Source organism: Lentibacillus sp., from assembly GCF_035301675.1.
GTDB lineage: Bacteria > Bacillota > Bacilli > Bacillales > Amphibacillaceae > Lentibacillus.
On record NZ_DATGTT010000045.1, the window covers coordinates 1 to 16,372 of the forward strand.

14 protein-coding genes are annotated in these 16,372 nt (G+C 40.7%); all 14 read left to right on the top strand.

All coding sequences use genetic code 11. The features are described from left to right. Positions 1 to 809, top strand: an 809-nt coding sequence (locus VK097_RS06800) for a sulfatase-like hydrolase/transferase (RefSeq protein WP_324211054.1), incomplete at its 5' end; no start/stop codon positions are given. 49 nt (positions 810 to 858) lie between these two features. Further along, on the top strand, positions 859 to 1,488 hold the full coding sequence (locus tag VK097_RS06805; RefSeq protein WP_324211055.1) for a YesL family protein: 630 nt from the start codon (positions 859 to 861) through the stop codon (positions 1,486 to 1,488). Between the two features lie 40 nt (positions 1,489 to 1,528). After that, positions 1,529 to 2,356, top strand: coding sequence for a sugar phosphate isomerase/epimerase family protein (locus VK097_RS06810; RefSeq protein ID WP_324211056.1), 828 nt, complete (start codon positions 1,529 to 1,531; stop codon positions 2,354 to 2,356). An 18-nt stretch (positions 2,357 to 2,374) separates the two neighbouring features. Continuing rightward, complete coding sequence (locus VK097_RS06815; protein ID WP_324211057.1) at positions 2,375 to 3,886, top strand: sulfatase family protein; 1,512 nt, start codon at positions 2,375 to 2,377, stop codon at positions 3,884 to 3,886. 39 nt (positions 3,887 to 3,925) lie between these two features. Beyond that, positions 3,926 to 4,897, top strand: a complete 972-nt coding sequence (locus VK097_RS06820) for a Gfo/Idh/MocA family protein (protein WP_324211058.1) — start codon at positions 3,926 to 3,928, stop codon at positions 4,895 to 4,897. A 36-nt stretch (positions 4,898 to 4,933) separates the two neighbouring features. Further along, positions 4,934 to 5,926 carry a Gfo/Idh/MocA family protein gene (locus VK097_RS06825; RefSeq protein WP_324211059.1) on the top strand — a complete coding sequence of 331 codons (993 nt, stop codon included), beginning with the start codon at positions 4,934 to 4,936 and terminating at the stop codon, positions 5,924 to 5,926. After that, positions 5,923 to 6,915: a Gfo/Idh/MocA family protein gene (locus VK097_RS06830; protein WP_324211060.1), complete on the top strand. Its 993-nt coding sequence runs from the start codon at positions 5,923 to 5,925 to the stop codon at positions 6,913 to 6,915. The genes VK097_RS06825 and VK097_RS06830 overlap by 4 nt, the downstream gene beginning before the upstream one ends. After that, positions 6,912 to 7,766, top strand: a complete 855-nt coding sequence (locus VK097_RS06835) for a sugar phosphate isomerase/epimerase family protein (RefSeq protein ID WP_324211061.1) — start codon at positions 6,912 to 6,914, stop codon at positions 7,764 to 7,766. The genes VK097_RS06830 and VK097_RS06835 overlap by 4 nt, the downstream gene beginning before the upstream one ends. 94 nt (positions 7,767 to 7,860) lie before the next feature. Beyond that, the gene (locus VK097_RS06840; RefSeq protein WP_324211062.1) at positions 7,861 to 9,129 is read left to right on the top strand and encodes an ABC transporter substrate-binding protein; all 1,269 of its coding nucleotides are present in this window, start codon (positions 7,861 to 7,863) and stop codon (positions 9,127 to 9,129) included. A gap of 63 nt (positions 9,130 to 9,192) precedes the next feature. Continuing rightward, positions 9,193 to 10,119: a carbohydrate ABC transporter permease gene (locus tag VK097_RS06845; protein ID WP_324211063.1), complete on the top strand. Its 927-nt coding sequence runs from the start codon at positions 9,193 to 9,195 to the stop codon at positions 10,117 to 10,119. Positions 10,120 to 10,146: 27 nt separating this feature from the next. Next, complete coding sequence (locus VK097_RS06850; RefSeq protein WP_324211064.1) at positions 10,147 to 10,977, top strand: carbohydrate ABC transporter permease; 831 nt, start codon at positions 10,147 to 10,149, stop codon at positions 10,975 to 10,977. A 104-nt stretch (positions 10,978 to 11,081) separates the two neighbouring features. Continuing rightward, complete coding sequence (locus VK097_RS06855; RefSeq protein WP_414672163.1) at positions 11,082 to 12,041, top strand: formylglycine-generating enzyme family protein; 960 nt, start codon at positions 11,082 to 11,084, stop codon at positions 12,039 to 12,041. A 40-nt stretch (positions 12,042 to 12,081) separates the two neighbouring features. Continuing rightward, the gene (locus VK097_RS06860) at positions 12,082 to 13,494 is read left to right on the top strand and encodes a sulfatase family protein (RefSeq protein WP_324211065.1); all 1,413 of its coding nucleotides are present in this window, start codon (positions 12,082 to 12,084) and stop codon (positions 13,492 to 13,494) included. 888 nt (positions 13,495 to 14,382) lie between these two features. Then, the gene (locus tag VK097_RS06865; RefSeq protein WP_324211066.1) at positions 14,383 to 15,963 is read left to right on the top strand and encodes an alkaline phosphatase D family protein; all 1,581 of its coding nucleotides are present in this window, start codon (positions 14,383 to 14,385) and stop codon (positions 15,961 to 15,963) included. Positions 15,964 to 16,372 lie beyond the last annotated feature (409 nt).

Here is a 16,372-nt window from a genome sequence, read left to right on the forward strand (position 1 = left end):
TTCCCGAAGCCAAGGTGGGGGATTGGTCACATATCCATGATGATAAAGAGGAAGCAAAACGTCCTGATGCATGGCGCGGTGTAAAAAGTAAGGAGGAAATAAAAAGGGCAAGGGCAGGTTATTATGGGTCAATTACTCATATCGATCATCAACTTGGAAGACTGCTTACTTATCTTCAGAAGAAGAATCTATTAAAGGAAACAATGATTGTCTTTGTATCTGATCATGGTGACATGCTCGGTGATCATAATCTTTGGCGAAAAACATATGCGTACGAGGGCTCTTCCCATATTCCATTACTTGTGAAGCTTCCTGAGTCACAAGGTTCTGTAAGAAAAAGGATTGAAGAACCGGCCCTTATCCAGGATATTATGCCAACCATATTGGATGCTTTAAATTTACCGATACCGGAGAGTGTTGATGGTAAAAGCCTGGTTCCTCTTATGAAAGATGAAACATATGAGTGGCGGGAATTCATTCATGGTGAACATAGTACATGCTATTCGGAAGAACAGGAAATGCAATATGTAACAGATGGAAAGACGAAATATATCTGGTTCCCGCGAATAGGAGCGGAACAGCTTTTTGATCTTGTGAATGACCCTTATGAATATGAAGATTTAATAGAAACTGAAAGGTATCAGGATGTATTAAGTTTGTGGAGAGAAAGACTTGTAACGATTCTTGAGCAAAGAAACTTAGGTTTAACAAAGGAAGGGCAGCTGGTATGCCAGAAAGGAAAGCCGTTCATAAAATCACCACACTATGAAGAACGAATGAAAGGGGTAAAACTGTTTAAACGGGAATAGTTCCTTATAACAACAATGAATTACAGCGTAAAAGAAGGCGGGTTTTTCAATGATGCAAGGCTGGGCAGCAACGGTAAATGAGATTTGTATATATATTATTAAAATCGCATATCTCAATGTACTATGGATAATATTCACTGTTATCGGTTTGTTGATTTTTGGGTTTGTTCCATCAACAATTGCTATGTTTACGGTTGTCAGGAAAATCATTCAAAAAGCCGATATCAAAATGACTCGTCTGTTTTGGGAAACGTATAAAACAGAATTCATAAAGGGGAATATCATTGGCTTCCTCCTTCTGATTACAGGATTTATCATTGGAGCAGATATTGTATTTTTATACCATCAGTCCGGACTGATAGCGAATTTGTTCCTGTATGCATTAATCGTGCTTATGTTTATTTACATGATTGTTCTTATCAATTTTTTTCCGGTATATGTACACTATGATCTGAAACTGTTCGCTTATTTGAAACAGGCCCTGTTTATTGGAGTTTTGCGTTTTTGGGTATCGGTCGTAATGGTAATTGCGTTATTGGCGGTTTGGATTATCATGTACTTTTTCCCGGGACTGGCTGTCTTTTTCTTAGGCAGCTTTTCAGGCTATATAGTAATGTTTGTTGCTTATAGAAACTTTACCTATCTTGAAATGAAAGTACTTGAAAACAAAGGAAGCTAAAGAATAGAATGTAAACCCGCTATAAAGGGAGTGTGACCTTATGTTAAAAGCGATTAATCAATGGTGTTATCCTGCGGGAATGTCACTTGAAAAAGTGTTCGAGTACAGCTGGGATGCAGGTTTTGATGCTGTGGAGCTGAACCTCAATCCGAAAGGGGACGCTGGTTTAACACCTGATACAACAGAGAAAGAAGCAAAAGAAATAGTGGAGCTCGCAAGTGAATATCATCTACAGTTAAAAGGTATGTCTACTGCATTATTGTGGAAATACCCGCTTTCAAGTCCAAAAGAGGAAGTCAGGGAAGAAGGAAGAAGCATTGTTAAAAAGATGATTGCGCTTTCTGAAACGATGGAATTGGATACGATTCTGGTTGTTCCTGGTCTCGTAAATGAAGCCGTCACTTATACAGATTGCTATGAAAGAAGCCAGGAGGAATTGAAAAAACTTATCCCAATTGCGGAGAACTACCATATACATATCGGCATTGAAAATGTGTGGAATAAATTTCTGCTCTCGCCACTTGAAATGGCCCGTTACATTGATGAACTCGATTCAGCTTATGTGGGAGCTTATTTTGATGTCGGTAATGTACTGCAGTTCGGATATCCGGAACAATGGATTCGTATTCTCGGTGATCGAATAAAGAAAATACATGTTAAAGATTTCAGTACCTCAATAGGAAATATGAATGGATTCAGACCTTTGCTATCCGGAGATGTAAATTGGCGGGGAGTGTTTACCGCACTTAAAGAAATAGGGTATGATGATGCGATTACTGCTGAACTTTCTCCTTATGCTATTGACCCGAGTGCACTTGCAAAAGATACATCAAATCATATGGACATTCTTTTTCGTTCTGTCCAGTAGGCAACGGGGGGTTGTGATATGGAAAAGCCTAACATTTTATTGGTTACAACCGATCAGCAGCATTTTAATACAATTGGTGCATTCAATCCGGAAATTTCCACACCTAACCTGGATCGTCTCGTTCAGGAAGGAACAACATTTCAGCGGGCATATTGTCCGAATCCTACATGTACACCATCACGTGCATCGATTATTACCGGGCAGTATCCGAGCCAGCATGGTGCATGGACACTGGGAACCAAATTGCTGGAAGACCGGCATACAGCAGGAGAAGACTTTTTGAAAAATGGTTACCAGACTGCTTTGGTAGGCAAAGCACATTTCCAGCCGACAGCTGAAACAGAGGAATATCGTTCGCTGGAATCATATCCTTTATTGTCGGATTTAGCTTTTTGGGAAAACTTTGAGGAAAACTATTACGGATTCGATCATGTGGAACTTGCCCGAAACCATACGAATGAACATCTCGTTGGACAGCACTATGCTCTGTGGATGGAAGAAAAGGGCTGCAAAAACTGGCGGGATTATTTCCTTGCGCCAACAGGCAGCATGGACCCGGCGACTAAGCACAAGTGGGGTATCCCGGAAGCGTATCATTACAACACATGGATTGCTGAACGCACCAATGCACTGGTTGAGAACTATGTGGAAGATGATCAAAACTTCTTTTTATGGTCGAGCTTTTTTGACCCGCATCCACCATATCTTGTACCGGAACCGTGGGATGAAATGTATGATCCGGAACAATTGACACTTCCAGATGTAAAAGTGGATGAACATAGTCAAAATCCACCGCATTTTCAACTGACACAGGAAGAGGATCCGGATTTTTCATCCTATAAAGAAAGCGGTTTCGCTATCCATGGATATCATAAACACGCTGGTATAAGTGCAGGGGAACAAAAGAAAAACATGGCAACATATTATGCGATGGTCAGCATGGTTGATAAATATGTGGGAAAGATTCTGGATAAACTTGATGAACTCAAGATTAGCGATAATACAATCGTTGTATTTACAAGTGATCACGGTCATTTATTTGGTCAGCATGGACTTCACTATAAAGGCGGCTTTCATTATGAAGATCTGGTGAAAGTGCCGTTTATCGTAAGGTATCCAGGTCAAGTACCGGCAGGGAAAGTTTCCGATGCCATACAATCTCTTGTCGATTTGTCCCCGACATTTTTGGACTTTTGTGAAATACCGGTACCGGATCATATGACAGGAGTTAGTCAGAAAGCGGTCTGGCTTGGTAAAAAGGAAAGTGCAAGAGACCATGCCATTTGCGAATTTCATCATGAGCCGACCACCATTCATCAAAAAACTTACGTGGACAGCCGCTATAAAATTACGGTCTATTATAAACAGAGCTATGGCGAGTTGTTCGACTTGCAGACCGATCCGGATGAAAGGAACAATTTGTGGGACAATCCGGATTATGAAAAATTAAAGTCTGAAATGCTGCTGAAATATATTTGGGCAGAACTTGAAAAAGAGCCTATGCCAATGCCCCGTATTTCACATGCATAAAATAAAGAAATTAATAATCTATTAAGGAAGGTGCAAAGAATGGAAAAAGTCAAAGTAGGTTGTATTGGTGCAGGGATTATTGCCTCGTTTCATTTAAAAAATTTAAATAAGGATGAGAATGCGGAAATAACAGCTGTATGTGATATCGTACAGGAGAACGCTGACAGAATGGGAAAGGAATACGGTGCCACAGCATATACCGATGCGGAGGAGATGCTTGAAAATGAGCAATTGGATGCACTATTTCTTTGTGTCCCTCCATTTGCCCATGGCGATATTGAGGAAAAAGCGGTGTCAAAAGGTATCCACATGATGGTGGAAAAACCGCTCGGCCTGGAAATGGAAAGCGTCCGTGCTAAAATGGAAGTCATTAAAAACTCCAGCGTGATCTGTGCAACAGGCTATTGTCTGCGCTACCTTGATACAGTAGCTAAAGCAAAAGAGTATTTGAAAGATAAAAAAATCGCAATGATGCGGGGTTATTACCTGACAAAGTTTGTCGAGACGCCATGGTACAGAGATATGGCCAAGTCCGGCGGGCAGCTAGTTGAGCAGTCCACACATATTGTTGACATGCTTCGTTATTTTGCAGGTGACGTTGAGAAAGTATCTGCGGATATGAATTTATTGGTTTCACAGGACATACCAAATATTAATGTGCCTGATGTTACGTCAGTTAACATGTCATTCCATTCCGGTGCTGTCGGACACATTGACTCTTCATTTATCCAGAATGATCACAGGATGGGGGCAGAAATACTTGGTCATAATTTCCGTGTGACAATTGATGGCACAACGTTAATTATCCATGAAGAAGACCGTACAATCACCTATGATTCAAAGGTCGATTTTTATGAAGAGCAGGATAAAGTCTTTATTAAAGCGGTGCAGACGAATAACAGAGATTTAATTTTATCAGATTATGAGAATGGCGCTAAGACATTGGAGGTCACACTTGCGGCCAATAAATCCAGCGAGAATGAAATGGCTGTCAGACTGCAGAAATGGTAAGTCTATGAATATACCTTTAACAAGGAGTGAAATGGCATGTTGAAGATTGCCCTGACTGGGTTGGGTAATATAGGGAGAATGCATCTGGAGCAATGGGATAAAATGGATGAATGTGAGGTCGTCGGCATTACAGGCAGAAATCAGGAGAAAGCAAAAAGAATGGCGGAGGAATTTAATACAACTTTTTTTCCTGACCTTCAGAATCTGTTAAACAGTGTTGAGGTGGATGCGGTGGATATATGTCTTCCAACATTCCTCCACTATCAATCTGCCAAAGAAGCTGCAGAATCGGGGAAACATGTGGTATGTGAAAAACCGTTGGGACTGAATGTGAAGGAATCAAAAGAAATTGTTGATCTGTGCAAACGGCAAAATGTTCAACTATATGTCGGACATACATTGCGATTCTTTCCTGAATATGTGAATGCACATGAGCAAATCAAATCGGGTGCGATCGGGAAAACTGGCGTTGTCAGACTATCGCGGGGGACTCCTTTTCCGGGAAAAGACGGATCGTGGTATGCGGACTCGGATAAGAGCGGCGGCGTAGTCTATGACTTGGGAATTCATGATTTTGACTGGTTGATTTGGACGTTTGGTGATGTGAAAAGGGTTATGGCTAAACAAGTCAAAAATGATGCCGGAGAAAGAGTCGATTATACATTGGTCACGTTAAGGATGGGGAATGGAACCGTTGCACATGTGGAGCTTTCATGGGCAAAAACCGAATTGGAAACATCATTTGAAATTGCCGGTGAAAAAGGAATGCTCGTCAACACAAGCCAGGATAGCCAGCCGCTCATCGTTCAGGCTGAAGAAGACGACGGTGAGGAATCCTATTTGCCGGAAAGTCTGGTGGGTGATCCCCCTTTATATGCACAATTAAAGCATTTTAAAAATTGTATTTTACATGGAGAGGAACCGATTATTACAGGTGATGATGCATTTAAAGCTGTCAAAACAGCTGCAGCGGTCAATCAATCTATCAAAAAGAATCAGCCTGTTGAAATAGGAGGGACGAATGGATGAAGATCGGGATTATCAGTTTTGCGCACATGCATGCCTTGTCATACGCTGAAAATATCGTGAACCACGCTCATGGGGAATTAACGGCTATTTGGGATAATGATCCGGACAGAGGATCTAAAATGTCGAAGCAGTTTAATTGTAATTATTATTCCGATTTGGACACATTCCTGCAATCAGATATAGAGGCAGTAATTATTTGTTCGGAAAACGCCAATCATAAGGAACATGTTATGAAAGCTTCCAAAGCAAAGAAACATATTTTGTGTGAAAAGCCGATAGCAACAGAAATCGGCGACGCAAAAGAAATGATAGACGTTTGCAATGAGGAAAATGTCCTGCTGCAGGTTGCCTATCCTGTCCGGTATTCCCCAGTAATCAAACAACTGAAGAAAATTGTCGCATCAGGTAAGATTGGTGATGTCGTGGCGATCAATGGAACGAACCATGGCCAGTTGCCCGGCGGATGGTTTGTGGAAAAAGAATTATCCGGCGGGGGTGCTGCTACAGACCATGTTGTACACGTAATGGATATTATCAGATGGATATTATCAGATGAGGTGAAGGATGTCTATGCAGAATTGGATACAAGATTCTACGATATCGATGTGGAGGACTGCGGTATCGTTACATTGGAAATGGAATCCGGAGTCATTGTAACCATTGATCCAAGCTGGTCCCGTCCGAAGACATTTCCGACCTGGGGTGATGTGACAATGGAAGTGACTGGTACGAAAGGAAGCATAAGCATTGATGCCCTGAAACAGCATACCCTTTTCTATAATGATGCAAAAAATGCAGTACAGCATGTCCCATGGGCAGCAGACACTGACCAGTTGCTCGTTGATGATTTTATAAAATGTGTGACAGAAGGAAATCAGCCTTTTACAACAGGGGAAGATGGCCTCCGTACACTGGAAGTTGTCAAAGGAGCTTACCAGTCAGCTGAAGCAAATGAAAAAATAATTTTGGATAAGCTGGAACTAACATGAAACTTGGATTGAGTTCTTATAGTCTTTACGCCGCAATGAAAGAAAGAGAAATGACGATAATGGACGTCATTGACTGGACAGCAAATAATGGCGGACAGCATATTGAAATGGTGCCGGAACTGGGCTTCTCATTGAAAAACAACCCGGAGTTTGCAGATGAGATTCGTACAAAGGCCCATGATGCAGGCATTGAAATTTCCAATTATGCGATCGGGGCCAACTTTATACAGGGGAGCAAAGAAGCTTACAGTAACGAAATAGAGCGGGTGAAAAAAGAAGTTGATATGGCAGACCGTCTTGGTGTGAAATTAATGCGTCATGACGTGGCAACTAGATCTGATACAAGTATCAGACAGTTTGAGGAAGATGTGCCCGAACTGGCGGCTGCCTGCAGAGAAATAGCTGATTATGCTTCCCGGTATGACATGACGACAAGTGTGGAAAACCACGGATTTTATATCCAGGCCAGTGACAGAATTCAATCACTGATTCATCACGTTGGCCGCGATAATTTTAAGACAACTCTTGATGTCGCAAACTTCCTGTGTGTTGATGAAGATCCGGTGTCTGCAGTCAAAAAAAATATACCGTTCGCTTCAATGGCTCACATTAAAGATTTTTATTACCGGGATGCATACCCGGGTGAAGGCTGGATCCAAACAGAAGCAGGAAATTATCTGAGAGGTGCAATTGCCGGGCATGGTGATATAAGTATCAGCGAAATATTAAAGGTCATTAAAGAATCCGGATATGATGGTTATATATCCGTAGAGTTTGAAGGAATGGAAGAGTGCAAAAAGGGTTCAAGGATAAGCATTGATAATGTTTTCCGTATTTGGAATGAAATATAAAGAGGTCTATCCGACTTATATCAACAATCTATTCATCCATTGAAAAAATCAATCTGTTGCGAACAGGCTTAATAAATTAGGAGGGGAAAATTTCATGAAGAAATATCTGATTATTTTGTTAACACTGGTTTTCGTGTTGGCGTCCTGCTCTTCAAACGAAGAAGAGGCAACAGGAGAAAAGGACAGTAGTAAGAGTGAAGGGCCTGTAACGATTTCTTTTATTCAGCCTGGACTGGAAAAGCCACAAACCAAGAAAGCAATCGAAAAAACTGTGAAACGTTTTGAAGAAGAGAATCCCGATATCAAAGTGGATGTGCAGGGAGTAGGATGGAAACAGGCGTATCAGAAACTGGTAACCGGTTTTCAAAGCGGTGAATCCCCGGATGTCATTTATGGGGGTACCCGGTGGATGCCTGCATTCCAAGCAATGGAAGCAATTAAGCCTTTAAACGAATTTGCAGAAGAAAAAATAAAAGAATATCCCGAATCCTTAAGGTCTTCAGGAAAAATTGGTGATGAGATCTATGCCATTCCTAGAAGTTTTTCCTCAAGAACGTTGTATTATCGTTCTGACCTGATTGAAGAGCCGCCAAAGACATGGGATGAGTTAGTTAAGAAAGCAAAACAGGTTCAAAAAGAAAATGAAGGGATGTTTGGTTTTGGTATTTCAGGTGCATCCGGTGCTGTATCTACCACGACCCAATACTTTAATTATGTCGTGCAAAATGGGGGTGAAGTTTTTGACAAAGAGGGGAACGTACAGATTAATTCCCCGGAAGCAGTAGAAGCATTGGAGTTTTACAGAGATTTGTATACCAAACATAAGATCACACCGAACCCGCTTGAATATACACGTGAACAACTTCCAATCTTGTTTAAAGAAGGAAAACTGGCGATGTTTGTAAACGGACCGTGGGCGAGAGGGATTATGGAAATTGAACAGGATGACGAAGATACACCTTTCAAAGTAGCAAAACTTCCAAAGGGAGAACAGATGGGGAATATACTTGTTTCTGATTCCTTAATGATGTCTGCTGACACTGAGCATCCAGAGGCAGCCTGGAAATTTATAGAGCATTTGACTTCTTTGGAAGAGCAAAAGAAATATGATAAAAACGAAGGTCTTGTACCAATTTTATCGGAAGAATCAGAAGACCCATATTTCAAGGAAGACCCGTTTTTCTCCAAGTTTGTTGAGATGGTCGAATACGGGCATGAACAACCAAAGGTCACAGCTTGGGAGCCATTCCAGGACATTGTCATTGAAGCAGTTCAAAAGTCACTCCAAGGGGAAGATCCACAAAAGTTACTGGACAATGCAGCAAAAGAAATAAAAAAACAGAACCTTGAACCGAAACAATGATGACAAGAAGGGTCAGATGTCAATCTGACTCTTCTTGAATAAAACATAAGGGTGTATGTGTAAATGAGTTCACAAATAAAAAAAGAAAGGATTTCCTATAAGTTAAGAAAAATGGTATCACCTGAACGTTCACCTTTTTTCTTTTTATTGCCATTGTTTTTATTTCTTGTGTTAATGGTTGCTTATCCGATTGGAAGGATCATTTATCTGTCATTTACGCAAAATATATTGACGCGTCCTGATCTGGGTGTGAGTTTTAACGGATTGGGAAACTATACTGCTCTTTTGGGATCCATTGAGTTTTGGGCGACAGTTTTACGAACCGTTTTATGGACAGGATTATCCGTGATCGGCAAATGCCTGATTGCCATGTACATAGCCCTTCTTCTTGCAAAAAACATTGCGTTTAAGCGGTTATATATGGGTTTATTATTAATCCCGTGGGTAACACCCATGGTCGTAGCAGCCGTTGTCTGGAAGTGGCTGTATGACGGACAATTTGGAACCATAAATTATATTTTGCTTCAACTGAATATTATTCAAGAACCGATTATCTGGCTTGGGAATGAATTATCGGCATTTATAGCAACGGCCATCGTGGATATGTGGATTGGTATTCCGTTTCTGGCATTGATGCTTCTTTCCGGTTTGCAGTCCGTTCCTGTGGAATTGAGTGAGTCCGCCAGCATTGATGGAGCTAATGCAATTCAGCGCTTTTTTTTCATTACGTTGCCGACAATGAAGCCTATTATTCTTGTTGCAACGGTGTTGACAGGCATCTGGACATTTAATTCCTTTGGTGTTATCTGGCCGATGACGAACGGCGGCCCTGTACAGGCCACAACAACACTTGTGGTTGACGCGTACAAACGGTCATTTGGTGCATTTGATATGGGAATGGGAGCAACAATAGCTATTATTATATTCCTGATCCTTCTAGGATTCACAATCATTTACAAACGCCTCTTGGACAGACAAGGTGAACTTTGATGCTTATTAGGGGAGGAATAGATTCATATGAAGAATAAATGGCGGAATGCACCTGTTCACATAGGACTATGGATTACATTGATTATATTATTGTTTCCCGTTTGGATTATGATATCCACTTCACTTCAGAAATATGAAGATGTGTTTAATTGGCCGCCGGACTGGCTTCCAAACAAACCTGAGTGGATAAATTTTGTGAATGTCTGGTTAGGAGACTACAGTTTCCATGAACCTTTTTTCAATAGTATTATCATTTCAGTTTCGACAGCGCTGATTAGTATTGTGATAGCCTTTCCTGCTGCATATGCTTTGACAAGGTTCAAATTCAAAGCAAAGAATTTACTGTTGCTCATTGTATTAGTCACACAAATGTTCTCACCTATTATTTTAATTGTTGGTTTGTTTCAGTTGATACAAACTTATAACCTTCTAAATACGTTAATAGGCGTGATTATTACGAATTCTGTGTTTACGACGCCAATGGCTGTTTGGTTAATGTATGGGTATCTTCAGAGCATACCAGTCACATTGGAACAGGCTGCCTTTGTGGATGGTGCGTCAAGGTTTAAAAGCATTATCAGAATCACCTTTCCCTTAGCTGCACCAGGCGTAGCAATGGCGGGAATCTATGCTTTTATTATGTCCTGGAATGATTTAATTATTCCATTGATACTAATATCTGAAGATAGTCTCAGGCCAATTAGTCTGGCGCTTACTGATTTTGCCGGACAGAATGTGGTGTACTGGCATGAAATGATGGCTGCTAGTGTTATTAGTACGTTACCTGTCGCAATTTTGTTCAGTTTTGTGCAAAATTTGTTTGTTAAAGGTTTTATGTCTGGGGCAGTGAAGGAGTAAATGAATGGTGCGTTATGTATGACAAGTCAAAAAAATAGATAATCATCTTTAATAATTGTTGAATAATATTTCTGAAAAAATTAAATCACAGAAGGTGTTGTCATATGCATGAGAAAGGTATAATCAAACCTTCCTGCTGTACGGCTAGCAGGAGCAGTGTGGAAAACGATATTTCGGAAACAATGCAGGACCCTATTGAAAGTATAGATGAAGGTGAAGGGGGGAATTTTGGCAAAAAAATGGTTTATTTGCCGGGCGGTGATTTTTTGATGGGATCCGAAGACGAAGAAGGATTCCTGGCAGATAGGGAAGGACCTGTCAGAAAAGTTAATATTAAACCATTTTACATTGATCGGACTGCTGTCAGCAACCGTGAATTCAAACAATTTATAGAGAAAACGAATTATAAGACAGATGCTGAAAAATATGGCTGGTCTTTTGTATTTTACAAATTTTTATCAAAGAAACAGTTAAAAAATGCTCTGCAACTCCAAGGGACTCCATGGTGGTTTGCTGTTGAGGGAGCTTATTGGTATCAGCCTGAAGGGGAGGGTTCTGACATTGAAACACGCATGGATCATCCTGTCATTCATGTCTCGTGGAATGATGCGCAAGCGTTTTGCAGGTGGTCCGGTAAACGCCTTCCTATGGAGAAAGAATGGGAATTCGCTGCAAGAGGCAGGCTCGAACAGAAAAGATATCCTTGGGGAGATGAATTGCACCCGGACGGAGAGCATTACTGTAATATCTGGCAGGGTGATTTTCCCCGAACGAATACGCAGGATGATGGCTATCTGGGCACAGCACCTGTCGATTCGTTCCCGCAGAATGGATACGGGCTTTACAATATGGCAGGAAATGTGTGGGAATGGTGTTCTGACTGGTTTGGCAAGTCTGTAAATCTGTCTCGAAAAGTAGATCCGCAAACACCAAAAACGATGCGTGGTGGTTCCTATCTGTGCCATTATTCCTATTGCAATCGTTATCGCGTGGCAGCAAGAAGCTCAAACACAATGGATAGTTCAACAGGAAATCTAGGGTTTCGTTGTGTGAGGAATGCTTAAAAATTATAGGCTATACTTTAATCAGAAAGTGAGGGGTAGAATGAATACTTATGAACAACCCAACATTATTTTTATGATGAGTGATGATCATGCTTCTCATGCCATGAGCTGTTATGGAAGCTTGATTAATGAGACACCTAATCTGGACAGAATTGCAAATGAAGGAATGCGTTTAGACAATTGCTTTTGTACGAATTCGATTTGTGCCCCAAGCCGAGCCGCTATTTTAACGGGTAAATACAACCATATAAATGGTGTTAAAACACTGGGCGATAAATTTGACAGCAGACAGGAAACCGTTCAGCGTCTGCTGCGGGAAAACGGATATCAGACAGCTCTCATCGGAAAATGGCACTTGGGTCACGGCGGGACTCATGATCCAGCAGATTTCGATTACTGGAATATATTGCCGGATCAGGGTGATTATCATAATCCAAAGATGATCGAAATGGGAGAAGAGAAGCAGACAAAAGGGTATGTCACTGATATTATTACTGACCTTTCCTTAGAATGGTTGAAAAACAGAGATAAAAAGAAACCGTTTATGCTCATGTATCATCATAAGGCCCCGCACCGTCCGTGGGATCCGGATGAAAAGCACGCTCATATGTATGAAGATACAAATATTCCGGAGCCCTACAGCTTTAACGATGATTATGAAGGAAAAGCCCAGGCGGCGAAAGAAGCAACGATGCGGATTGACCGTGACCTCGTTAAACGGGATGTTAAAGCAAACCCGCCGGAGGGGCTTTCGGATAAAGAACTAAAAAGCTGGTACTACCAGCGGTATATTAAGGATTATTTGCGCTGTGTAGCCTCAATTGATGATAATGTTGGAAGAATGCTGGATTATCTTGATGAGGAAGGTATAACGGATAATACAATCATTATTTATACTTCCGACCAGGGATTTTTCCTTGGCGACCACGGTTGGTATGACAAACGATTCATGTATGAGGAATCCCTAAGAATGCCTTTCATTATTCGTTATCCAAAAGGGATACGTCCAGGCTCTGTTACGAAAGATTTTGCTTTGAATGTGGATTTTGCAGAGACATTCCTCGATTACGCTGGAATAGATATTCCGGATGCAATGCAAGGAAGAAGCCTCCGCCCCATATTGGAGGGGAATACACCAGAGGATTGGCAGACTTCCATGTATTATCGCTATTGGGAACATTTAAGCAAAGATCATAAGGTAGGAGCCCACTATGGTATTCGGACACATCGGTATAAATTAATTTATTATTATGGTGAGTCTTTGGGAGCGGCAGATGCAATAGAAGAATACAGAGAGCCGGAATGGGAACTGTATGATCTGGAAAATGATTCTTATGAGATGTCTAATGTTTATGATGATTCCGCTTATGAAAAAGTTATTGAGGATTTAAAAAAAGAGTTGTACCGATTAAAAGAGGAGGTAAAAGATAGACCCGACAACGTCCGAGCGTGATTTTCGGATGCTGAAAACGAAAAGCTGTCAGCTGTTGTAGACTAATCATGCAGCCAAAATCCTAGTTACACACCTTTTATGTCCAAAGACACCGCAAAACACTGTTTCTATGCCCTTTTGCGGTGTTTTCGTTTACCTATCCACTGTCGATAGTCGAGTATACTCGAAAACTTTGTCCAGCATATTGTAATAACCCCCAAAAATAATTTAAGGGAACACAAGTCTTTTTTTACCTTTCCATTTGGGTAGAACTGAAGCCGTTTTAGTCACTGTCTGCTTTATTCATTTAAAATTCTCCCTATAATCTGTGAACTTCCGGGAGTCTATTTATTAATAGGAAAAAGCCATCCAAAAACACAACATTGCCTTAAGTGTTAAAAATGACAGTGTCTTCACTGGTTGCTATGTTGTTCTCACCCATTTCTTTAATTGTAGCTTCAACTCTCTTATGTTCATAAAAGTAGAAATAAATAGCCCTTGTTTTAATCGTAAAATTCGTCATATCAAATATATTAAAAGAAGAGGTTGAAAGGTCTGAATAAGGATTAGCTTGTAGAGGAAAACAAGTATTTTCTCTACAAGCTTTTTGTATTTACTGATGTACTTAAATGAAATAGGAACCCACATACATAGTCGAAATTGGGATTCGAATTAAAAAAGTCAGATAAAATATAAAAACTTTTAATCGCAAGGTTGTATTTTTTCTGGAATGCCCCCATTTATAGATAGAGATGTCCGGGCATCTTTGGTGAAGGGACAGTCAGAAGAAAGACTTCCCAAAAAATTTTTAGGAGGTATATAACACTATAAATTTTAAACCTGCACGAGAACAAAACCCTGAGAAGGATACGAGCCATTTTAAAAATTTTTATTGAAGGAGAATGTATTATGAATGTTAAACTCTCAAATGCTGGCGTTCCTTTTGCTTCATTGGTTAATAAAGGACTAATGCCCGCCGACCGTGACTTGATCGATTCTGAACTTCCGTTTTTCAATAAAGATCCATTCCAATTAGGTGTTGCTTCTGGTGATCCTAGATCTGACAGTGTTGTACTATGGACAAGGTTAGCTCCGGAACCTCTAGCAAATGACGGATTCGGAGGAATGCCGAACAGAGAGGTTCCAGTACAATGGGAAATGGCAACTGATCAAAACTTTCGAGAGATTGTTGATTCAGGAACGGCCCGAGCATTGCCGGAATTATGCCACTCTGTACATGTAGAAGTTCACCAATTGGAATCAAAAACTTATTACTATTATCGCTTCAAGGTAGGGTCGGAAATCAGCCCTGTCGGAAGAACAAAAACAGTGCCTTCCGCGGACGATTCGGTTTCTTCGTTGAAATTTGCATTGGCATCATGTCAAGCGTGGTATCATGGGTATTATACCGCGTACCAATATATGGCAGAAGATGATTTGGATTTAATCTTCTTTCTCGGTGATTATATTTACGAGTACGCCATTAATGAATCCAATCTGAAACGCAAAGCTAACCTTTCAAGTCACCACAATGTTAAAGTCGTAACCCTTGATCAATATCGTCTCAGATACTCACTTTTTAAAACGGATCCTGATTTACAAAATGCACATGCTGCCTTCCCTTGGGTTACAACTTGGGATGACCACGAAGTCGAAAATAATTATGCTGCCGATAAATCCCAGTATGGTGCTACGCCAAAACAGTTTTACCAGCAAAAATCTGATTCGTATCAAGCTTTTTATGAAAATCTTCCACTTAGAAGTACGTCAATTCCGTATGGACCTAACCTGGATTTATATCAAAAGATCACATATGGCAATTTAGCAGAATTTAATGTGCTTGATACAAGACAATACCGGAATGATATTGTATCAGGAGATGATGATGAGCGATTTAAATCAAATCGGTCCATACTGGGTTATGAACAAGAACAGTGGTTATACGATAATTTAGAGACTTCCCAGGCAAGGTGGAATGTCCTTGCTCAGCAGGTAATTATGGCACAAGTTGACCGTGATCCAAGTTCTGAGGAAAGTTTTAGCATGGATAAATGGGATGGTTACGTTGCCAATCGGGAGCGGGTCTTTTCATCATTCAGAGATAACAACGTCCAAAATCCAGTGGTGCTTTCAGGTGATATACATCGCCATGCAGCCGCTAATCTGAAAGCAGACTTTAATGACCCTTCCTCACCTAATATTGGTACAGAATTTGTTGTATCGTCCATAGCATCCGGTAAAGATGGGGAGGTAAATGATGAGCAGGAACGTAATGCTTTAGAAGAAAATGACCACTTAAAAGTTTACAGAAACCAGCGCGGTTATGTTCGCTGCACTGTTACACCTGAGGAATGGCAAACTGATTTTCTGGTTGTTCCTTATGTCACCAGACCGGGAGCTCCACTGCACACTCTTGCAAGTTATGTTGTCAGAGACGGGGAAAATACGCTGCAACAACTAGAAGCCTCTGTTGATATAAAGAATATGTAACTTTTGGTGCCTGTCACTTCCCGAATTTTGTCGAACGGCCGAGCATACCTAAATCCTGCTCAGTTCCTAGTTGCATCACTATAACAATTGTATCCGGAAAAGAAAAAGTGTCATGTCAATTATCATGGCACTTTTTCCATTTGGGGTCAATTATAGTAAAAATATTCATCTAGTCATTATGCTACTTTACCTATTTCGGGATTCCGGCCGTTGTATTGACTCTGCAGAAATTCTTTGAAGATGTTAAATCTCATTAATTACAGCTGGATAGTCGACACTTGTGAATTCCTGGATTGTTTCGATGAATTTCTTCATCGTATTTGTTACGTATGATTCTGCATGCCAAATGAAGACAGTTGATATATTGCTGTATTTATCAGGGATATCATGGCAATGAATCGCACCGTCC